14 protein-coding genes are annotated in these 21063 nt (G+C 58.1%); 10 read left to right on the top strand and 4 right to left on the bottom strand.

Going from position 1 to position 21063, the window contains the following annotated elements; genetic code table 11:
- Window positions 1-180 precede the first annotated feature (180 nt).
- Together ACUZ9P_RS14470 and ACUZ9P_RS14465 are read right to left on the bottom strand one after the other, a co-directional pair.
- The gene (locus tag ACUZ9P_RS14470) at window positions 181-813 is read right to left on the bottom strand and encodes a GDYXXLXY domain-containing protein (RefSeq protein WP_449250276.1); all 633 of its coding nucleotides are present in this window, start codon (window positions 811-813) and stop codon (window positions 181-183) included.
- Window positions 806-3208, bottom strand: a complete 2403-nt coding sequence (locus tag ACUZ9P_RS14465) for a DUF4401 domain-containing protein (RefSeq protein WP_449250275.1) — start codon at window positions 3206-3208, stop codon at window positions 806-808. Before ACUZ9P_RS14465 ends, ACUZ9P_RS14470 begins: the two co-directional genes overlap by 8 nt.
- Window positions 3209-3571: 363 nt before the next feature.
- On the opposite strand from ACUZ9P_RS14465, the gene ACUZ9P_RS14460 reads away from it, so the two are divergent.
- The 8 genes from ACUZ9P_RS14460 (at window position 3572) to ACUZ9P_RS14425 (ending at window position 15920) form a co-directional block, all read left to right on the top strand.
- Window positions 3572-6121 carry an ATP-binding protein gene (locus ACUZ9P_RS14460; protein WP_449250274.1) on the top strand — a complete coding sequence of 850 codons (2550 nt, stop codon included), beginning with the start codon at window positions 3572-3574 and terminating at the stop codon, window positions 6119-6121.
- A 54-nt stretch (window positions 6122-6175) separates the two neighbouring features.
- Window positions 6176-7612, top strand: coding sequence for a sigma-54-dependent transcriptional regulator (locus ACUZ9P_RS14455; RefSeq protein ID WP_449250273.1), 1437 nt, complete (start codon window positions 6176-6178; stop codon window positions 7610-7612).
- A 187-nt stretch (window positions 7613-7799) separates the two neighbouring features.
- Complete coding sequence (locus ACUZ9P_RS14450; RefSeq protein ID WP_449250272.1) at window positions 7800-10226, top strand: DMSO/selenate family reductase complex A subunit; 2427 nt, start codon at window positions 7800-7802, stop codon at window positions 10224-10226.
- Between the two features lie 11 nt (window positions 10227-10237).
- The gene (locus tag ACUZ9P_RS14445) at window positions 10238-10858 is read left to right on the top strand and encodes a DMSO/selenate family reductase complex B subunit (protein ID WP_240823426.1); all 621 of its coding nucleotides are present in this window, start codon (window positions 10238-10240) and stop codon (window positions 10856-10858) included.
- A 2-nt stretch (window positions 10859-10860) separates the two neighbouring features.
- Complete coding sequence (locus ACUZ9P_RS14440) at window positions 10861-11724, top strand: dimethyl sulfoxide reductase anchor subunit family protein (protein WP_449250271.1); 864 nt, start codon at window positions 10861-10863, stop codon at window positions 11722-11724.
- 47 nt (window positions 11725-11771) lie between these two features.
- A complete protein-coding gene (locus ACUZ9P_RS14435) occupies window positions 11772-12428 on the top strand; it encodes a TorD/DmsD family molecular chaperone (RefSeq protein ID WP_449250270.1) in 657 nt (218 codons plus the stop codon).
- A 356-nt stretch (window positions 12429-12784) separates the two neighbouring features.
- Window positions 12785-14560, top strand: a complete 1776-nt coding sequence (locus tag ACUZ9P_RS14430) for a methyl-accepting chemotaxis protein (protein ID WP_449250269.1) — start codon at window positions 12785-12787, stop codon at window positions 14558-14560.
- Between the two features lie 139 nt (window positions 14561-14699).
- Complete coding sequence (locus ACUZ9P_RS14425; RefSeq protein ID WP_449250268.1) at window positions 14700-15920, top strand: MFS transporter; 1221 nt, start codon at window positions 14700-14702, stop codon at window positions 15918-15920.
- Window positions 15921-16018: 98 nt separating this feature from the next.
- Here the strand turns inward: ACUZ9P_RS14425 and ACUZ9P_RS14420 are convergent, their stop codons facing one another.
- Window positions 16019-17533 carry an outer membrane homotrimeric porin gene (locus ACUZ9P_RS14420; RefSeq protein ID WP_449250267.1) on the bottom strand — a complete coding sequence of 505 codons (1515 nt, stop codon included), beginning with the start codon at window positions 17531-17533 and terminating at the stop codon, window positions 16019-16021.
- Window positions 17534-17948: 415 nt separating this feature from the next.
- Between ACUZ9P_RS14420 and dcuS the strand changes: the two genes are divergently transcribed.
- Both dcuS and ACUZ9P_RS14410 read left to right on the top strand, forming a co-directional pair.
- Window positions 17949-19583 carry a DcuS/MalK family sensor histidine kinase gene (gene dcuS / locus ACUZ9P_RS14415; RefSeq protein ID WP_449250266.1) on the top strand — a complete coding sequence of 545 codons (1635 nt, stop codon included), beginning with the start codon at window positions 17949-17951 and terminating at the stop codon, window positions 19581-19583.
- Complete coding sequence (locus ACUZ9P_RS14410; RefSeq protein ID WP_022659973.1) at window positions 19580-20257, top strand: response regulator; 678 nt, start codon at window positions 19580-19582, stop codon at window positions 20255-20257. Before dcuS ends, ACUZ9P_RS14410 begins: the two co-directional genes overlap by 4 nt.
- 24 nt (window positions 20258-20281) lie before the next feature.
- Here the strand turns inward: ACUZ9P_RS14410 and ACUZ9P_RS14405 are convergent, their stop codons facing one another.
- Window positions 20282-21028 carry a sulfite exporter TauE/SafE family protein gene (locus ACUZ9P_RS14405; protein WP_449250265.1) on the bottom strand — a complete coding sequence of 249 codons (747 nt, stop codon included), beginning with the start codon at window positions 21026-21028 and terminating at the stop codon, window positions 20282-20284.
- Window positions 21029-21063: the final 35 nt, after the last annotated feature.

Genomic DNA, 21063 nt, shown 5'->3' with positions numbered 1-21063 from the left:
TTGGCTTAACTATTTCATTATTTATTTAGCAGCTTCTTCATCACTTTCCAAGCCTTCATGCCCATTATCAGCTATCAACAAGATGCAGGAGACTCATTGTTAGCGACGCAAATATTGCATACATCTTTAGTCTAAATAATTTCCCTCTTATTATTTCAGTACATTATCGTCCATCCTCCCCTACCCACCACTCAACCCCACAAGCAGGGTCTTGCCGTCTGGCGCGAGCTTAAACACGCCAAACTTTGCACCTGTATACTGATGGGCGGTTCCTTCCTGAAAGTAGAAGGCCGTGGCGGCTGTGAGCACTTCGTAGCCGCGCAGCTTGTAGGCCAGCAAGAATTCATCAGCCTGCAAGGGGCTGCCATCGTCCAGCCGCACAAATGATGCCGCATGCGGCACCGGGTCATTGGCAATGCGCAGCACGGCAAAGCCTTCCGTTTTTCGGCTTTCGTCATATATGTTGAGGTCTTTTGCGCTCGCTGTGGGGGAACTGGCCCCGCCATCCACGCCCCCGCCGCTTGCCGCATTGCCCGAAGCTCCAGCCTCAGGCGTCCCGTTTGTCGCACTCACTTGAGCAGCCTTTTGGCCCGCGCCCTGTGCGGCCCTCTGCGCAAGGGCCTTGCGAATATCGTTGTTCACCACATAACGCAGGGCCATGTAGTCGCCCATGAGCGGCGCGCGCGGGTCAACCGGGGCAAGGGCCAGCAGGATTGTCTTGCCCTCCGCCAGCACTGTTTCCATGCGGTATACGGAAAGGCCGTAGCCGCCCAAAAACAAAACCAGCACCGCAAAAATATAGAACTTACGCATGGGCTGCCTCCCGCGCCGCAGCTTTTGCCTGCCATAGCCGCAGAACTAGGGCCAGCGCCAGCAAGCCAAGGCCTGTTGCCATCAGATAGATGGATTTTTGCGAAAACGGCACAGCCAGACTGTAATAATAAAAAACCATGTAGGCCAAGAAATACGCCAGCACAAAGCCCTGCATCACCACGCTGCCCATCTGCCTTGCCAGCGTTAGCCCCAAAAGGGCCAACCCAGCCCCCGGCAGATACCACGACAACGCAAACACAAGGGGCATGCCCGCCATTGTGAGCAACCGGGCAGTCCTGCCCGCGCCTTTGCCTAACCAGAATGCCAGCGCGGCCACAGCCAGAGCCGGGGCAAGTCCCAAATATCCCGAAGCCAGACCGGGCAAACCCATATCGCTGGCGAGGCTGTACGCCGGGGCAAGGGTGAACATCTCAAAAATCAGCACAGAAGCGTAAAAGCCGTAAAACCACCCTTCCGCCATTTTGCCACGCGCCGTGCCGCGCCACCTGTGTTCACGCAGGCAATAGCAGGTCAGCCCCGCGCAAACCAGCGCCCACCACAGCGAAAGCAGCTCCACCGCGCCGCCCGCTTCGGAGGTGGCAAAACCATTGCGCGCATACCCGTAAGAGAACGCAATCCCCAGCGCCACAGAGTTGCCGACCACAACCGCCGCAAGCATTGCGTAGCCAGTGTTGCCCATGAGGATGCCTAGAGCCAAAAGCACCCCCGCCAGCGCAAGACAGGCCAAACCTTCGGGCCTGATGCTGGCGCACAGGGCAATGGCAAGCCCGACAGTTCCGGCAATCACCAAGGCAAAGCCAAAGTGTCGGGCAAACAACTGCTGCCTTGCCAGCAGCACACGCCCCATAAGCAGCACCGGCACAGATGCCGCAAAAACGGTCAGTTCCTCATTGGAGCTGATCCCCAGACTCTCAAAAAGCAAAAATCCGAAAAAGGCGATGAAAAAAACCGCCGCCACCCATCCGCCAAAGGCCAGCATGCCCCTGACATACCAGGGGGAGGGTTGCGCCCCCAGCCTATCCAATGCGTCAGGCAACGGCTGATTGAGCGGCACAAGATCGCCCGCCTGCAAGTGCGCCCACAGCGTTTGCCAAATGTTCCCGGCAGCGGTACGGCCAAAGAGCGAAGGGGAAAAGGCCACGGCCTCGGCCTCCTGCCGGGGGGCCGTTATCATGCTGCGTTGCAGGTGCAGGAGTATCTTTGCCAGCCCCGCGGTCACGCCGGTGACAAGCAAACCCCACAGCAAAAAGGTTGCCATGCTTCCGGCGCTGAAAAACAGCTCCGCTTCCGCCAGAGCGGAAAGCAACACTGCCGCGCCCGCTGCCAGAAGTGTCGCAAGCATAAAGAGGTCGGGCTGCCGGGTGCGGTACCACCACCACGAAAAACCCGCCACGACCACGGCAAAACCCACAACAAAATTGGGCGGCAGCCAAAGCATCTGTCCAGCCCTGAAATACTGGTTAAAAATAGTGGCGATCAGAAAAAACGTGGTGCGGGAAACCATGTCAAAAAAGAGCAGTCTGGGCATCCAGCGCGAGCAGAGCCACGCCTGCGCATGGGCCGTGTTCTTATTCTGGTTTATATTCTGATCTGGATTATTGCCTGTACCATCGCCTGCATCATCCAGATTCTGTTGCAGCCTGGCCGCCGCCCTGCGGGCCATCCACTCCCAGCACCCAATGGCGCAGGCAATGGCAACAAGCCACTCCGGCACCATAAAAAACTGCCCCAAGGCATCAAGAGGCGATGAAAGGCTGCGCCCAAGCCAGAGCGCCGCAAAAATATTGGCCGAAATCCACGCGGCAAACCACAGCCCGGCCTGCCTGCCCGCCAGCGCAAGCAGCACCAGCAGCGCCGTCCATACCCGAAACAGCTCCCACAACTCGGCCCCTGTCTGGTAGGTCTGCCCAAACACCGCCAGCATCGGCCCCATTGCAATGCCGCAGGCCAGCAGCAAAACCTGCCACAGCCGCGTATCCGGCCCCAGCAGCACTGCCCCAAGGCCGCTCCCTGCCACAAGCGCGCCTATAAGAGCCATGCGCGCAGAGGGCGTCATGGCTCCCCAGTTCCAGGCAATGAAGCAGATCACGCCCGCCAGAAAAAACAGCGCCCCGCCCAGCAAAAACATCTGCCGCCAGTAGGCGAGCCAGGCCTTGCCGTCCGGCCTGAAACCGCAAAATTCCACGGCCCGCTGCCATGCTACAGTGCTGATTACCCCGGTATCGCACAGGGTGTTGAGCGCGGTCTTGGTCAGCGGCGGCAACACTCCGCCACCGGAGGCGTAATCTGGCGCAGTGTATGGCGCGTGGCCTGCCTCATGGTTTGATGCATGGCTGGGCGTTGCAGAAGGATCAGGATTTTCAATTTCGGTCATGGGCTGTTTCCTAATTGTGGGCAGGGGCTTGAAAAGCAGTGACGGTTATCAGCGTAACGCCAGCATAACAAAACACCCTCTGGCGGAGAACAGGAATATATCTCTGTAATTATAGCCAGATATACGATTCTGTCGCCGTGTGCGTCAGCAGACAAAGCCAGCACGCAGGCTCAGCGGCGGCGCACTGGTGCAAGCAACAAATCATAGTGAACGGCTTTTATACGGTTGCCTTTCAGCGCAAGCTGTACCAATCTTGGCAGCTTGAGACAGCGCAAATGCGCGGGCAGGCCATGCGCCCTGCCCCTGCGCAGCGTAAAACAGTTTTTGTAAACCACTCTATTGGCCCCAACGCGGCACCAATTAATGAAATATACAGCTTACATATTGTGCGCGCTGGCGCTGCTTTTTGCCGCCGCCTGCTCGCTCCTGCCAGAACACACGCCGCTCACAATGGAAGAACGGCGCTGGATCAAGGAACACCCGGACGGCGTGCGCGTGGGCGTAAGCCTGCACTACCCCCCCTACGAAATTTACGACATGAAAGGGCATTATCAGGGGCTGAGCGCAGACTACATCCGGCTTATTACGGAAAAAACCGGGCTGAAATTCGTGCCTGTGCGCTTTCGCAACCGGGAAGAAGCGCTCAAGGCGCTGGAATCGCACAAGGTCGATATGGTGGCGGCTCTGGAGATGACCCCCGAGCTTCAGGAGTATCTGGATTTCACCCAGCCCTACATCAGCGTGCCCGCGGCCATCATATCCCGTAAGGAATACGCGGACGACCTCACCCTGGACAAACTGGCGGACATGCGCATCGGCGTGACGGTTTCCGACCATTTCACCAAATATCTCAACGAGCATTACAGCGGCACGAGTCGCACCATCCTGCCCGTTACTGGCGGCTATATCGGCGGCCTGCGCGCGCTGGCCGTGGGTGATGTGGACGCCCTCATCTGCGACATGGCCCTTGCCTCGCACTATATTGCCAATGCCCGCATCAGCAACCTGCGCATAGCTGGCATAACCAACTATTCCATAGACCTGCGCATAGCATCCCGCAAGGATGAGCCCATGCTCGGCAGCATTGTGCGCAAGGGGCTTGCCCTGATTCTTCCGCACGAACGGCAAGTGATTGAGGAGGAATGGCTTTCCCTTCAATACCGCCCATTCTGGGCGAGCCGCACGTTCTGGATGGGCGTTTTTGCCGTGTTTGGCCTTGTGTTTGGCAGTATCGTGCTGGTGCTGTTCTGGAACCGCAGCCTCAAACGGCAGGTCAACCAGCGCACCCTTACCCTGCGCTCCATCAACACCGTTCTGCTGGGGTCGCTGGATTGCCATACGGAGCAGGAGGTTATGCTGCGCTGCCTCATGGAGGCGCGCGTCATGTCCGGCAGCGAACACGCCACCCTGGCCCAGTTGCAGCCCAAGGGCACGCTCAACCACCTGCTGACTGTCTATCCTGAAGATGGCGAGCCGGACGGCAAAAACACCAGCGGGCGCGACGCCATCCAGCTTGGCGAAGCCCAGCTCAGTGAACTGCGCTCCGGCAATGTTGCCCGCGCGCATCTTGCCAGCGAGGGCCTGCACATGGTGATCGTGCCCTTGCAGCAAAAGGACGCCACTGTTCTGCGCTGCATCACGGTAATGCGCCGCGGCAAGGATTACACCCCCACGGAAATACTCGGGCTGACGCAGGTGCTTTTTGCCTTTGAAGAAGCCCTGCAACGCAAGCGCGCAGAAATTTCCCTGCACGACAAAGAACTGCAATTGCAGCGTGTGCAGCGCATGGAGGCCCTTGGCACCCTCGCAGGCGGCATTGCCCACGACTTCAACAACCTGCTGGGCGTCATCATAGCCAATGGCGAAATGATCGAGCTGTTCCATCTGGACGGCGATGCCACGCTGGAATCCAAGACCAAGGCCATTCTTGCCGCAGCCTATCGGGGCCGCGACCTTGTGAGCCAGATTCTCAGCTTCACCAAACGCAGCAATCAGGAAGTGCAGCTCGTACACGTCAGCCATATTATCAAGGAAACCGCAAAGTTCCTGCAAACTTCCCTGCCTGCGCCCATCTCCATCCACTACAGCATCGGCGACCCGGAGCCTCCGGTGCTGGCCGATCCCACGCAGTTGCATCAGGTGCTCATGAATCTGTGCACCAATGCAGCGCAGGCCATGGAAACCAGCGGCGGCGTGCTGACCATCGGCATAGAAACGGCGGATGAAGCCCCCTGCGCAGCAAAAATATCCGAACGCGGCTTTTTGTGCCTCACCGTTTCAGACACGGGCTGCGGCATGAGCAAGGAAGTGCTCGAGCGCATTTTTGATCCCTTCTTTACCACCAAAACGCCGGGCAAGGGCACAGGGCTTGGGCTGGCAGTGGTGCAGGGCATCGTCAAGGTCTGGGGCGGCTGCGTGCAGGTTTCCAGCGAGGTGGGGCGCGGCTCTGTGTTCCGGGTGTACATTCCCGCAGCGCGTGAGCAAAAGTACGCCCAGCCCGCCAAGACCGGGCCGCAAAAAATGCCCGCCGGCACAGGCTCCATCCTCTTTGTGGATGATGAACGCGAACTGGCGGAGACCTTCCGCGTGTTTCTCGAAAGTCTCGGCTATACCGTGCATGTGGAGACGGAAAGCAATGCCGCGCTGGAGCGCTTTGCCCAGTGCCCCAAGGCATACGATCTGGTCATCACCGACTACAGCATGCCGGGCCTGTGCGGCGACAAGCTCGCCCGCGCCATACTGAACATCCGCCCCGATCTTCCCATCATCCTCTGCACCGGGTACAGCCATACCTTTGGTGAGGAAGAGGCCGCTGCCATCGGCATTGCAGCATTCCTGAACAAACCAGCGGAGCTGCACAGTCTGGCCGAAGCCGTGAAAAAACTGCTGCATCCTGACGATACCAATCCATAATATTTCTGAGATATTGCAGCGCCGCTGGCGCTGCCTGGCACTACGGAGGAACGCATGGCCCGCATGCTGGTGATAGATGACGACAAACTGACCTGCGACGCACTGGTGGAGCTGGTGCGCACCATCGGGCACACGGCTGACTTTGCGCTCACAGGGGCCGAGGGCAAGCGCATGGCTCAGGCAACGGAATATGACGTCATATTTCTGGATGTGCGCCTGCCCGACACCAACGGGCTGGTTATTCTGCCAGACCTGCGCCAGGGCACGCCCCCGCCCGAAGTCATCATGCTCACCGGGCTGGGCGACCCGGACGGCGCGGAGCTTGCCATACGCAATGGCGCGTGGGACTACCTGCAAAAACCGCTTTCTCCCAAAAAAATATTGCTGCCGCTGCAACGTGTGCTGAAATACCGTGACTCGCTGAGGGAATGCAGCGCCCCGCCGCTGCTCCTCTCCCGCGCGGACATCATCGGCCACAGCCCGGCGCTGGAGCGCGCCCTGGAGCATCTGGCCTCCGCAGCCAGAGGCGACGGCAGCGTTCTTATCCACGGCGAGACGGGGACGGGCAAGGAACTCTTCGCCAAGGCCCTGCACCGCAACAGCAAACGCAAATCCGGCCCCTTTGTGGTGGTGGACTGCGCTTCCATTCCGGCGACCCTGCTGGAAAGCACCCTGTTCGGTCATGTTAAGGGAGCCTTTACCGGGGCGGACAGAGCCAGCGACGGTCTGGTGCTTGGGGCCAACAACGGCACGCTTTTTCTGGATGAACTCGGAGAACTGCCGCTGGAGCTGCAAAAAAAACTGCTGCGCGTACTTCAGGAGCGGCGCTACCGCCCTGTGGGCGGCAGTGTTGAGGTGGAGAGCGATTTTCGACTTGTGGCCGCTACCAACCGCAATCTGGAGCAAATGGTCGAAGACGGCGATTTCCGCCGTGATCTGCTCTATCGTCTGGGGGCCACCACCCTTCATTTGCCGCCCCTGCGCGAGCGGAAGGAGGATTTTCCGGAATTAGTGGAAAACATGGTGCGCCGCATGGCCCGCCAGTATGGCGTTCCGGAAAAAAAGCTCAGCACGGGCTTTCTGGAAACGCTGGAATCCTACGACTGGCCGGGAAATGTGCGTGAACTGGACAATGTGATTGAAAGCGCCTTTACAGGGGCCTTTGACTTGCCGGAACTGTGCGTTCACAACCTGCCGGAAGGTGTACGCATTCGCATTCTCAAGCATTCCATCGAGCTCAATGGCGAGCATAACGTCGCTGCGACGGCACACCCAGCGCTCTCCGCCAGCGGGAACCTGAGCACGGCCCCGTCCGCTGTGGGGTCGTACAAAGACTTTCGTCAGCAGGTGCTGGCCGTGGCCGAGCGGGAATATTTTTCACAACTGATGGAAGCCTCGGCCTGGGATATCAAGAGGGCCTGCGAAATCTCCGGCCTTGGCAAGAGCAGGCTGTACGCGCAGCTCAAACGCTACGGGCTGGAAAAGGACTAACCTTTCCATAAAAAATGGAAAGATCTGGACTTTGCGTGGACGTTCTGTCCACCTTTTTTGTAAAAAGCGTGACAGTAAAATTCAATACGCTGATATTAAACGATATTTCATTTGGCACATAAATTGTTAAGTCTGCTCATATGTACTGATTGGTTACAAATTTCACAATAAGACCTTGAGAGTAGATATGAGCAAGAAAAATCCCCCCGAAACTGCGCCCGGCGGTGAAATCACGCGGCGTTGCGTTCTCAAGTGGGTTGCCGCTCTGGGCGGTCTGGCCGCAGGCGGCGGGCTGTTCTACGGCCTCAACTACGCTGTGAGCGCGCCCGCCAAGGATGGAAAGACCATCTGGACATCGTGCAACGTCAACTGCGGCAGCCGCTGCCTGTTGCGCGCCCATGTCGCCGACGGCGTGGTTACCCGCATTGATTCGGACACACAGGGCGACAGCGAATACGGCCTGCACGAAATCCGCGCCTGTCTGCGTGGCCGCTCCATGCGGCACCGCCTCTACGCTCCCGACCGGCTCAAGTATCCCATGAAGCGCGTTGGCGCTCGCGGCGAAGGCAAATTTGAGCGCATTTCGTGGGAGCAGGCGCTGGACGAAATTTCTGCCCGTCTGAAAAAGACCATTGCCGACTACGGCAACGATGCCGTCTATATCAACTACGGCACGGGCAACCTCGGCGCCACGCTCTCCATCTCCTGGCCCACGGGCAATACCCCGCTGGCGCGCCTGATGAACTGCCTTGGCGGTTATCTGAACATGTACGGCACGTACAGCACCTCCCAGATCAGCCAGGCCATGCCATTCATGTACGGCGAATATCTGGGCAACAATGCGCTGAGCGACATTGCCAATACCAAGCTTGCGGTCTTTTTTGGCAACAACCCCGTAGAAACGCGCATGAGCGGCGGCGGCATGACCTACGACCTCATGCAGGCAAAGCAGAAGGGCAATGCCCGCATTGTGGTTATTGACCCCCGCTACACCGATACCGCCGCCGTTGCCGACGAATGGATCCCCATCCGCCCCGGCACGGACGCCGCCCTTGTGAGCGGCATGGCTTATGTGCTGATTTCGGAAAACATGGTGGACAATGATTTTCTGAAGCGCTGCACCGTGGGCTATGACGAGGATTCCCTGCCGGAGGGCATCCCCGCAGGTAATTCCTACAAGGCTTACATACTCGGCCAGGGTGAGGACAAGACCCCCAAAACTCCTCGCTGGGCTTCAACCATTACCGGAATTCCGGAAGACAAAATCATCAGCCTCGCGCGCGAAATCGGCGGTGCAAAGCCCTGCTACATCTGTCAGGGCTGGGCTTCTCAGCGCCATGCCAATGGCGAACAGACCTCACGGGCCATCACCATGATGGCCATGCTCACCGGCAACATGGGCCTGCAAGGCGGCAGCACGGGCGCGCGTGAAGGCTGCGCCAACCTGCCCGTTGCTGTCTTCCCCTTCCTGACCAACCCGGTCAAAAAGGCCATTTCCGTCTTTTCGTGGACAGAAGCGATCAAGCGCGGCGCGGAAATGACCGCCCTGCGGGACGGCGTGCGCGGCGCGGACAAGCTGGACGTGCCCATCAAGTTCATGTGGAACTACGCGGGCAACGCCATCATCAACCAGCACTCCGACGCCAACGAGACCAGCCGCATTCTCAAGGATGAATCCCTGCTGGAAACACTGGTGGTCATTGACAACTTTCTTACGCCCAGCGCCAAATTTGCGGACTACCTGCTGCCGGGCACCTTTAACCTTGAAGAAGACGACATCATCCCTCAGGGGTCTTCATCCCAGCTCGAGTACGTCATCTTTGCCCAAAAGGCCGTGGAGCCGTTCTTTGAATCGCGTTCCATTTACGACATCTGCACAGGCATTGCCGAGCGCTTCGGCGTTCAGGGAAAATATACCGAAGGCCGCACACGCGATGCGTGGCTGCGCAAGCTGTATGACGACACCCGCAAGAAAATCCCTGAACTGCCCGCAACGGTAGAAGAAGCCTTCAGCATGGGCGTGCTGAAGCGCAAGGCTCCCCAGCCGCCCGTTGTGCCGTACAAGGCTTTTCGCGACAATCCCGAGGCCAATCCGCTCAAGACCCCCACGGGCAAGGTGGAAATTTTCAGCAAGAAACTCTGGGATATCGGCCACACCTGGGAACTGCCCGAAGGGGATCGCATCACCGCCCTGCCCGAATACCTGCCCACCTGGGAAGGTGTTTCCGACCCGCTCAGGAGCAAGTATCCGCTCCAGCTCATCGGGCACCACTACAAGCAGCGCACCCACTCCACCTACGGCAATGTGGACTGGCTGAAGAAGGTGGCCCCGCAGGAACTGTGGATCAACCCGGTGGACGCCGAAAAGCGCGGCCTCAAGGCGGGCGATACGGCCAAGGTCTTCAACGACCGGGGCACGGTGTTTGTTCCCGTCAAGGTCACGCCGCGCATCATGCCCGGGGTGCTCAGCCTGCCGCAGGGCGCGTGGTATGAACCGGATGCAAAAGGGCAGGATCACGGCGGGTGCGTGAACGTGCTCACTTCCTTGCGGCCCAGTCCGCTTTCAAAGGGCAACCCGCAGCACACCAACCTTGTTGAAGTCGTCAAGGTCTAAGGAGAAGCTTCATGTACAAAAGACCTGCCTTTCATATCGACACTTCACGGTGCACCGGGTGCAAAACCTGCATGATTGCATGCATGGACAAGCATGACCTGCCCGAGGGCGTGCTGTGGCGACGCGTTACGGAATACGTTGGCGGCGAATGGGCCGCGCGCCCTGACGGCACCTATACCCAGAATATTTTCGGTTATTATCTGTCCATTGGCTGCAACCACTGCCAAAACCCCATCTGCGTGCGCTCCTGCCCCACAACGGCCATGCACAAAGGCAAGGACGGCATTGTTTCGGTAGACCACACCAAGTGCGTGGGGTGCAGATATTGTGAATGGGGCTGTCCTTATTCCGCCCCCCAGTACGATGCCAAACTCGGTAAAATGACCAAGTGCGATTTTTGCCGCGACTATCAGCAGGAAGGCAAGGCCCCGGCCTGTGTGGCGGCCTGCCCCAACCGCGCGCTGGATTATGGCGAATATGAGGAGCTTGCTGCGAAATACGGCGAGGTCAACGTTATCGCGCCCTTGCCCGATCCCGGCATTACCCAGCCGAATCTTGTGATCACCTTGGGCAAAAATGCCAAGCCGGCTGGTTCCAAGGCCGGGAAAGTCAGCAACCCTGAGGAGGTGTAGCCATGCTGTCCAGCGAATGGAGTCTCGTCATGTTCACCATCCTCGTGCAGGCAGCTGTGGGGATGGTGCTGGTTTCCGAGGCGGCGCGGCTTTGCTTTGGCGTAAAGGCGGCAAGCCTGCGCTGGCAGACCCCGGTGGCCTGCGCAATGTCTCTCGTGGCTGTGCTGCTTTCCCTCACGCATCTGGGCACGCCCTCGCACAGCATCTTTACCGTGCTGAACATCGGGCATTCGTGGCTGAGCCGCGAAATAGCCTCTGTGGGCTGCTTCAGCGGCCTCCTGCTGGTTCTGTCCGTGCTGCGCAGAAACAACGCCTCAATTGCTCCGCTGGCTCTGGTCACGGTGTGTATGGGCCTTGTGACCGTGGGCATCATGTCCAAGGTATATCTGCTTGAAACCATACCGGTCTGGAACACGGTTTCTACCGTGCTGGGCTTCTTCAGCACCGTGCTGCTCACGGGTGCTGTGGTCAGCGGCATGGTCTACAGCCTTGAGAAAGACGCGGACGGCATGGGGGATGCAAACTCCGGCAGGCTCATGGGCGTGGGCAGCCTTGCCGCCACTGTGGGCCTTGCCCTCAAGTTTGTGAGCATTCCTCTGAGCATGCTCACCCTGGGCGTGGTTGGCAGCACCGGCGCCAGCGGTATGGACATGCTTGCCGGAACGGGTGTGGGCATACTGGTGATCTGCATCCTGCTGGTCTTCTTTGGCGGCGCTCTGTTTGCATGGAGCGCGTGCCGCACGGTTTTTGCCGGGCACGACAGACCGCTGATCGGCTCCACCCTGTGCGCGCTGGCTCTTGTGCTCGCCGGAGAAGTCCTGTCCCGACTCATGTTTTACGGAAGCTACCTGCGCATCGGCCTGTAACATTTCACCATTGGCCCGGGGGGCAACCTCCGGGCCGCTCCATACCTATGAATACAGAAACTCTTGGCGCATGCGCCCTGGCGTACAATTTTTTCAGCCGTATTTTTCTGCATGCCCCTGACCCTTTGTTGCTTGACCTGCTGGCCAGGGAGCGCTTGTTTGAAAACTGGCCCATGCAGCCGGAAACACCAGAGGGCGTCAGTGGGCTGGCCCTGCTTGCGGATTTTTTTCGCAGTTATACTGATGCGGCCTTGCCAGCACTCAACGCTGATTACACGGCCCTGTACGCAGCCCCGGGGCAAGCTATCCCCCTGTGGGAATCTGTGTGGACGACCCGCGACCGACTGCTCTTTGACGGCCCAATGTTTGACGTGCGCGCCGCCTATGCGGAGTATGGCCTTGTGAGCCCGCGCGCTGCGCATGAGCCGGACGATCACATCGGCCTGGAGCTTTCCTTTCTGGGCGGCGTACTTAACGAGGCCGCCGGGGCCGCAGACAGGCAAAATCCTGAAGAAGCGTTGAGCCATCTGGACGTCGCCCGCAATTTTCTGAACAGTCATCTGACACGCTGGGCTGGCAAGTTTTTGCAGGAAACCACCGCGCGGGCCGCAACGCCGCTGTATGGCGGGGCAGCGCTGCTTTGCCATGACACGCTGTTTCAGACAGGGGCATTGCTACAAGCAGATTCTGCACACTCCCTGTAAATCCTGCACGATAAATTCCGCTAACCGCACTGCACGCAGCTTTGGCATCGCATGCAGAGTCCCCCGGCGCTCTGCCCGAGCGCCGGAACGGCGGTTTGCCGAATCATGCCACTCAGACCGGCACAACTTTTGGTCGATTCTGGCAACTCCCCCCTTGATTCAATAAATCTTCCCCATATGGGCTTCCTGTACACCGGCAATTTCGCGGCAACGCCCTTGCGCCAAACAGGCAAATGTTACTTTTTTGTGCCGTTCTATTGGCGAGGGTCTGCTGGCCCTATTGTTTTTCCCTGCGCGTCCGTTTAGAACCAAGCATCACATCAGTCATTCTATGATATAACTGCGAGGGAACGGCAATGCTGAAAAATATCTCTGTTGCCAGAAAGTTCACCATTCTTATAGCTTCTGTGTTTTTGGGCATGACTGCCCTTTTTGTCATTTCAACATACACGATATCAAAAACATCAATTGGTTCCGCAACATATCAATCCATAGAAAACAGCAAGGATTTACTTGCCGATATTTTACCTCCACCGCTTTATGTTGTTGAAACATATCTTGATGCATTGCAAACCATTAACGCCAGTGATGCTGCAAGCCTTGAAAAAATTTACAATTCTATTGCCCAGCACAAAAAAGGATTTCAGCAACAGTACGAATTCTGGCATTCCGGCGCTATTGACCCAAAGATCAAGGAAATTCTCAATCAGGAGCTGTACCCCACGGGGAAGGTCATCTTTGAAATATTTGAAACCAGGCTCAAGCCCGCGCTCCAGACCGGCAACAAGGCAGAAGCTGAAAGCATTTGCCTGAACCAGCTTGCGCCCGCCTATCAAAAGCACCGGGCCGTGGTGGACAAGCTTGCTATCCTGCTTGATGCCTATTCCAAAAAAGTTTCGGACGAGGGCCGCAGCGTTGTTGAAACCGGGCGCATTTTCTTTACCGCCATGTTTATTTGCGGTCTGGCGCTCATCACGGTGATCTCGCTGGCTATCGCCATGGGCATTATCAAGCCGCTCAGGGAGTGCATCTGTTTTGCAAAAAACATCAGCGACGGCGCGCTTGATTCAGAAATGACCATGCAGAGAAAGGACGACTTTGGCACACTGGCAACGAGCCTCAGCACCATGCTTGTGGAGCTGAAGCGCAAAATTTCTTTTGCGGAAGAAAAAAGCCAGCTTGCCGAGCAGGAGGTCGCCAAGGCCACCCGCGCAGCAGAAGAAGCGCACGAAGCCAGACAAAAAGTGGAAGAGAACCGCAACAAACTTGTGGATATAATCCAACGGCTTGAGAGCGTGGCTGGTGTTGTCACCTCGGCTTCCGAGCAGCTTTCTGCGCGCGTTGAGCAGTCCAGCCGAGGCGCGGACGAGCAATCAGGCCGGGTGCGGGAAACCGCCACGGCCATGGAAGAAATGAACGCCACCGTGCTTGAGGTCGCCAGAAACTCCCAGCGGGCTGCCAGCGCCTCTACCGAGACGCGCGGGCAGGCTCAGGACGGCGCCGCCATTGTGGACAAAGCGGTCAAAGGCATTGAAGACGTGCGCGCCTACTCCCTTGCCATTCGCGAAGACATGGCGGTGCTGGGCAAACAGGCGGACGGCATCGGGGAGGTCATGAACATCATTGCAGACATAGCCGATCAGACCAACCTGCTTGCGCTCAATGCCGCCATTGAGGCTGCGCGCGCAGGCGATGCGGGTCGCGGCTTTGCCGTGGTGGCCGATGAAGTGCGCAAGCTGGCGGAAAAAACCATGACGGCAACCCAGGATGTGGGCCGCGCGGTGAACGAAATTCAGGCTGGTACGCGCAAAAATATTTCCAGCGTGGAAACCGTGGTCAAGGCCATTGAAAATGCCGCCGCCCTTTCCTCCCACTCTGGCGACTCGCTGAAAAATATCCTCGGCTTTGTGGATCAGGTCAATGATCAGGTTCAGTCCATTGCCACGGCCAGCGAGCAGCAGTCCGCCACCAGCGAAGAGATCAACCGCTCCGTTGAGCAGATTGCCACCATCTCCGCAGAAACAGCGCAAGCAATGGAACAGGCCTCCACGGCAGTATCTGACCTCATGCAACAGACCCAGATATTGCATCAGCTCATAAAGGACATGAAGGCGCAAAGCCAGACAGCCTGAGTAATCCCGCACAAGACTGCAAGCTCCCCAATGGCCGCCCGTTGGGGAGCTTTTTTGCATACTGTCCCATGCCGGGCAACTGGACGCCTATCAGGCATAGCGGTATAGCTTGCCCATGATACCCCGCGCACGCTTTATCATGCTGAATCTGTACCACATCCTGATTGACGGGCTTTTCGATTCTGTTCCGGTTGTACTGGCCTTTATGGCGCTGGCCCTTGGCAGCGGAGAAACGGACGTGGGCCTTGTGGTGTCGCTGGGCGCGGCCCTGAGCACTGCCGTGGGCCTTGGCACGGGCCTGTTTTCGCGGCGGTTCGGCTTTGACGGCTCTGTGGCCCTGCTCCTATGCCTAGCCGGGCTCGGCTATCTGGGCGCGGCCTTTGCGGGCGGCATGATTACCGCCGGTACGTGCTTTGTGCTGGCAATGGCGGGCTTTGCCGCCTTTCATAACATTTCTTTTTCCTACATCACGGCCAATACTGAAAGGCAGAGCCTTGGCCGGGTCATGAGCGACTTTACCGCCATTGGCGATGTGGGGCGCATCCCGCTGGTGTCTTTTGCCGCCTTTGCGGCGGCCTACTCTGTGGGCCCCATGCCGGGCTGGCGGGCAGTCTGCCTAGCCTATGGCGTACTGGCCCTGTGCGCCGCCCTGTGGCTCTTTTGCACCGCCGTAAAAAAATCCCCAGCGGCAAGCGGCAGCACACAACCGGGCGATTCCGCTTCCGGCCCATTGCCCGGATCTGCGGAAACCCCTCCCCCGCGCCCAAGGCGCAATCCTTTTGCAGGGTTCAGCATACTGAAAAACCGGGATGTCTTTCTGGCCATGCTTGCCAGCATGCTCAATGCTTTCAGCAACGACAGAATATTTACCTTTCTGCCCCTGCTGCTGGTGGCAAAAGGCATAGACGCCAAAACCATCGGTTCGTTCGCCCTTGGCTTCACCCTCGGTTCCTTTGTGGGCAAGATGGCCTGCGGACGCCTGATAGATATTTTCGGCACCCGAAAAATCTTTGTTATCGCAGGGATCACCCTTGCCCTGCTGCTTTGCGCCCTACTCCAGTCAAGCAATCTTATACTAACGGTAATTATATCCCTGGCCATCGGCATCGTGACCAAGGGGACCGTACCCGTCATACAGACCATCATCACGGAGCCGGTACGCGGCGCAACCGTCTACGATGCCATTTTTTCGCTCAATTCCTTCGGGCGCGGCATAATCAACATGCTGACGCCCGTGCTGTTTGGCGGCATTGCTTCCCTCTGGAGCATGGATGCCGTTTATCTGCTCATGGCTGCGGTCGCCGCGCTGGGCATTGTGCCTGTTCTGCTTATGAGCCGGAGCCGCACCGCCTCCGAATGAGCGGCATCTGCCGCCTGCACGTCCCGATAAAGCAAAAGCGCCCATGAAATCATGGGCGCTTTATTTTCGCGGTGCTTCAGGGGCTGACCGCGCGCGGCCTAGAACTGATACACAAAGGTCACTGCTGTATTCCAGGCATCGGCGCTGCGGTCGCTCTTGCCGTTCATCTTGCTGTTGCCCCACACAGATGCGCTCTTGTCGAGGAAGAGCGCGTCATAGTTGGTTTCCACGTAGATGGTGAAGTTGTCGTACATCTTGTACTTGGTGCTCAGGCCAAATTCCACAAGGCTGTCGTTGCGGGTCAGGTACAGACCCTCGCGGCCTGGCACGGAACCATCATTGGGAGCCATCCAGCTTCCGGTGGCGTTTTTGATCTTTTTCAGGATCGCCGGGTCGTTGGTGCCGCCCATGTAATTGATGCGGAAGGTGTGGCTGAGGTTGTCGATAAAGCTCATATCCTTGAGCCGCGCGCCAATGCCCCAGGTACCGGTCATGGATTTACCCACAATGCTGTCGCGTCCCACAATGGGGTCGCCGTGGAAGGCGAATTCCGAAAAATCGTTGGGGTTGTTGGGGTGAATGTTGGGCATGCGCTCGGAGCCGTTGCCCGGATTGTCATCATCACCCGAGGTGTACCAGCCGTAAAGACCAGGGGTGCTCCAGTCCAGCTTGTATTCGAGCAGCAGGGAGGCCAGCCAGCCAGCGCGGTTCATGGCGGCATCGTCATACTGCACGGAGCCGTAAACAACATCCCACGACACGCGGAAAGGATCAAACAACGTCACCTGACCAGGCAGGCCCATCCATACGGCATTGCCGTATTCACTGAGCTTGCTCTTGTGGAAGCCGCCGTACAGGGGCAACAGGCCAGCCTTGGGCCCGCCGGCAGAGGCTGCGCTGGTGTAGCTGGTGATCTGGGAATTTTTGACGTTGTTGTAGTTGATGGCCGGGCCAATGCCCATATACATTCCCCAGGGCGTGAGGCTTACGCCGTCAAACGTCAGGGGCAGGGTCAGGCCCACGGCATCCATGTTGTCCATGTAGCCGGGGCTGCGGTTGGTTGCGTCAGTGGTGTTGTCGTTGAAGAGGCGCGCCCAGAAGGCCGTCACGCCCACGTTTTCGTTAAAGGCGTAGGAGGCGGTGATGCCCGCCGCGTCATCGGCCAGCACCTGGCTGTTGTTGATGTAGTCAGGCAACTGCATGGGCTGAATACCCATACGCACCTTGAGGGCCGTCTGCGGCACAGTCCAGTCAAGAAAGGCGTTCTTGACCTTGACCCAGTTGCCGTCCGCGCCCAGCGAGCCGCCGCTGTTGCTGGCGCCCCAGTACTGCATCATGCCCCGGTTGTAGCCACCCAGTTCAAAATGCACGGTGCCGGAAAGATTTTCAGAAGCCTTGGCGTCCAGCTGCAGGCGAACCTGCTGGGCGGCTTCAAATTCGTCTTCACCTGTGCTGTAGCCCGTTTTGTTCCCGCCCTCGGTAAAATTGCCGTGCTGCCCGTAGCTGAAATTATAAGCCCAGCGGCCTTTGGCCGAAAAATCAATGGCGCTTGCTCCCCCGGGCATTGCGCACAACATCCCGGCTACCAAAAGTAACACTGCAATTTTCTTCATCCCCGGCTCCATCTTCGTTTCCTGGTTCAGTAACTCAATGACCAACGCAACAGCATTCCAAAATCTGCACACATAGGGGGGGGGTCGCCATTCCTAACTCCGCAGGTGATATTTTTCCACACTATTTTTTACTTGGCCGTGGAACGTGTGGGCTCCGCGCGCTACACCTGTGATGTTTCAGGGGATGTTTTGCAAAATGTTGCCATTTGCGGCAGCACTCCCAATCTGGCAGCAACACCCATTTTCAACACGCTTGCCGCCATTTGCGGCCCCACAACGCACCTGATATGATAGCCTCTGGCGGGCAAGCCTACGCCTGCCGCAATTGTGCCGCACACTCACAGGCGGAGCCCAGCCACGGGCCGCCGCCACAATCCGGTCTGCCCGCCAGCATGACCGCCCTCATCGGTTTACCATGCTGCACGCCATCAGAAATTCCAGCCTGTTTGTAAAGCTTGTTCTTATGGTCAGTCTGGCGCTTTGTCCGCCCATGCTGCTCGGGCACCTGGCTGGTTCCTATTTTATCAGCAAGTACGGCTATGAGGATGCGGAAAATACCGTTTCGAGCGTGGCGCAGCTTGCGGCGGAATCGCCGCTTGTGGTGGAGGCCATGCGCACCCGCCAGCCCGAGGCATACAGACAGATGACCGCCTTTCTTGAAACGCTCACCCGTGCCTCGGACGTAAAATTTATCGTGCTGATAGATATGCAGGGTATCCGCCTTTTTCACCCCGACGCTGCAAAAATCGGTCAGCACTTCGTGGGCGGCGATGAAGGCAAGGCCCTTGAAGGGCAGTCCTACCTTTCATCGGCGCGCGGCACATTCGGATTTTCGCTGCGGGCGTTCCGGCCCATTTTTGACGCGCAGGGCAATCAGCTAGGCGCGGCTTCCGCAGGTATTTTGTCCAGCGATATCGAGGCGGGCGTGGCGCGCCTGACCGGGCCTCTTGGCTGGCTGCTGGCGCTTTCGCTGGTTATTGGCATTGTGCTGGCGGTGCTGCTTTCGCGCACCATTAAAAAGATCCTTTTCGGACTGGAACCGCACCAGATCGCCCGGCTGCTTGAAGAACGCAACGCCATACTGCGCACCACCCGCGAGGGAATTATCGCCGTGAACAAGAACGGCACCCTGGTGCTCGTTAACGAAATGGCCGAAAAAATTCTGCGTTCGGCGGGCGTTTTCGGCCCGCTGGAGGGCCAACCCGTGCAGAGTGCCATCCCCGGCACCCGTCTAGATGCCGTGGTCAGGGAGGGCAGGCCGGAATACGACCAGGAGCAGAATATCAACAGCTGCGTGGTGCTGACCAACCGCGTGCCAATTCTGGTGCAGGGAGAAATAATCGGCGCTGTGGCGACCTTTCGCGACATGACGGACGTGCGCGCCCAGGCCGAACGCCTCACCGGCCTCAGCAATTATGTTGAGGCGCTGCGCTCGCGCTCTCACGAATATCTCAACAAGCTGCACGTCATTTCCGGTCTGTTGCGCAATGACCGCCACGCGGAGCTTGATGCCTACCTCGAGCAGATTATCGGCAGCAAAAAACTGGAAACCTCCGCCATTGCCGCCTTGGTCAAGGATCCCATTGTTGCGGGCTTTCTGGAGAGCAAGTACAGCCGCGCCCATGAAATGGGCGTGACCCTGGTGATCGAGGGGCACGGCGTGATCCCCCCGCTTTCGCCCAAGGGCTCGCACGCCTTGGTTACGGTGGTGGGCAACCTCATTGACAATGCCTTTGAAGCCACCATCTACGCTGTAGAAAAAAGGATCACCCTGAATATCGAAAATATCCCGGCCCAGGCGGGCGAGTCTGACGAGCTTGTTATCAGCGTCTCCGACACCGGACGCGGCATTTCCGATGAACACCTGGAAAAAATCTTCACCAAGGGCTTTTCCACCAAGGGGTCAAACAGGGGCATCGGGCTTTACATGCTGCTGTTTACGCTGGAAGAAATGGACGGTTCTGTGGAAATCGACGCAAAACCGGGGCACGGCACGGTCTTTACCGTGCGTGTTCCTGTGGCTGCGCTGGCGCAAGGAGAACAGGAATGATCCGCGTGCTCATTGTTGAAGACGATCCCATGGTGGCAGATCTGGCGGCAGTGTATCTTGAGGGAATAGAGGGCTTTTGCCTTGAAGGCAGGGCCAGCTCCGGCGAGGCCGCGCTGGAACTGCTGCGCGCCGGAGAGATTGATCTGGTGCTGCTCGACATGTTCATGCCCGGCATGACCGGCATGGAACTGCTGCGCATCATCAAGACCAGTTTTTTCAATACAGACGTCATCATGATAACCGCTGCGCAGAACAGCGACGACATTCTCAACGCCCTTCGCATGGGCGTTGCAGACTATATCGTCAAGCCCTTCACGGTTGAGAGGTTCCGCACCGCCCTTGAGCAGCTGCGTGAAAAGCGCCAGCTGCTCACATCGCCCGAGGTGCCCATCACGCAAGAAATCCTGGACAAACGTATATTTATTAAAAAATCTGGTCAGCCTCCGGCAGATACCCCAAAAGGCATAGACGCCACCACACTGCAAAACATCATACAGGTGCTGCAAGGCTGTTCCGGCCCGTTCAGCCTCAAGGATATTGAGCCGCTGACAGGCATTTCGCGCATATCGCTGAAAAAATATTTCGACTACCTTACGGCGGCTGACCGCCTGGGCAGTGAAAAAGACTACGGCGGTCACGGCAGGCCCGTGACCAGATATCACTGGAAAGGCTAAAGTGCTGGAGTACCAGCTCCTGGTCTAACCCATAGCCCGCCATGCGATGAACAGACCTATGGCCATGCAAAGCCAGCTGACCATGCGCTTGAGCAGGCTCGCAGGCACACGGTGGGCAATGTGCGCGCCCACGGCTATGCCCACAAGCTCGCAGGCCGTGACCCACCAGACCGTGGAATAGGAAATAAAGCCGTTGCTCATGTTGCTTGCAGAGCCGGAAACAGAAATAACCATCTGCAAAACCTGGCTTGTGGCAATGCACTGCAAGGGAGCATAGCTGAACAGCAGCATGACCGGCACGGAAATAATGCCCCCGCCAGCCCCCGTCATGCCGCACAAAAATCCCGTAAAAATGCCAATGCCAAAGAGCAGCGCCGTATTGCCCCTGGGGCTGAGCCGCTGGGCCATGCCCGTGCCCTTGCGCACCGGAAGCATGGAATACAGGCTGGAAAAGATTATCAGACAGGCCAGCAGAATGTTGAGCCCGCGCGCCGGAACATACGCCCCCACATACGCCCCCGCATACCCAGATAAAAAGCTGCCCGCCACCACTGGCAGGGTAACCCGCCAGTCAATGGTGCCGTAGCGCTGATAGCTTGCCGTTGCCACAATGCCCGCAAACAGAAAGCTGAACAGCGCCGTTGCCATGGCCTCATGCGTGCCGAGCCCGCCGAAAAACATGATGGCCGGGATCAGCAGTACGCCGCCCACCCCTGTTGCGCCAATAAGCGCGCCCACCAGAAATGACGAAAACGCAAGCGCCACAAGCATAAAGGCTCCTTATGATTGCTGCGGGCATGGGCAGT

The sequence above is a fragment of the Desulfovibrio intestinivivus genome (assembly GCF_053570665.1).
This window is presented reverse-complemented; position numbering and strand designations above follow the sequence as displayed.

Excerpts from the sequence above, each read along its gene's own strand:
- ACUZ9P_RS14470 (WP_449250276.1), bottom strand. The coding sequence starts at position 813 with ATGCGTAAGTTCTATATTTTTGCGGTGCTGGTTTTGTTTTTGGGCGGC.
- ACUZ9P_RS14465 (WP_449250275.1), bottom strand. The coding sequence starts at position 3,208 with ATGACCGAAATTGAAAATCCTGATCCTTCTGCAACGCCCAGCCATGCA.
- ACUZ9P_RS14460 (WP_449250274.1), top strand. The coding sequence starts at position 3,572 with ATGAAATATACAGCTTACATATTGTGCGCGCTGGCGCTGCTTTTTGCC.
- ACUZ9P_RS14455 (WP_449250273.1), top strand. The coding sequence starts at position 6,176 with ATGGCCCGCATGCTGGTGATAGATGACGACAAACTGACCTGCGACGCA.
- ACUZ9P_RS14450 (WP_449250272.1), top strand. The coding sequence starts at position 7,800 with ATGAGCAAGAAAAATCCCCCCGAAACTGCGCCCGGCGGTGAAATCACG.
- ACUZ9P_RS14445 (WP_240823426.1), top strand. The coding sequence starts at position 10,238 with ATGTACAAAAGACCTGCCTTTCATATCGACACTTCACGGTGCACCGGG.
- ACUZ9P_RS14440 (WP_449250271.1), top strand. The coding sequence starts at position 10,861 with ATGCTGTCCAGCGAATGGAGTCTCGTCATGTTCACCATCCTCGTGCAG.
- ACUZ9P_RS14435 (WP_449250270.1), top strand. The coding sequence starts at position 11,772 with ATGAATACAGAAACTCTTGGCGCATGCGCCCTGGCGTACAATTTTTTC.
- ACUZ9P_RS14430 (WP_449250269.1), top strand. The coding sequence starts at position 12,785 with ATGCTGAAAAATATCTCTGTTGCCAGAAAGTTCACCATTCTTATAGCT.
- ACUZ9P_RS14425 (WP_449250268.1), top strand. The coding sequence starts at position 14,700 with ATGCTGAATCTGTACCACATCCTGATTGACGGGCTTTTCGATTCTGTT.
- ACUZ9P_RS14420 (WP_449250267.1), bottom strand. The coding sequence starts at position 17,533 with ATGAAGAAAATTGCAGTGTTACTTTTGGTAGCCGGGATGTTGTGCGCA.
- dcuS (WP_449250266.1), top strand. The coding sequence starts at position 17,949 with ATGCTGCACGCCATCAGAAATTCCAGCCTGTTTGTAAAGCTTGTTCTT.
- ACUZ9P_RS14410 (WP_022659973.1), top strand. The coding sequence starts at position 19,580 with ATGATCCGCGTGCTCATTGTTGAAGACGATCCCATGGTGGCAGATCTG.
- ACUZ9P_RS14405 (WP_449250265.1), bottom strand. The coding sequence starts at position 21,028 with ATGCTTGTGGCGCTTGCGTTTTCGTCATTTCTGGTGGGCGCGCTTATT.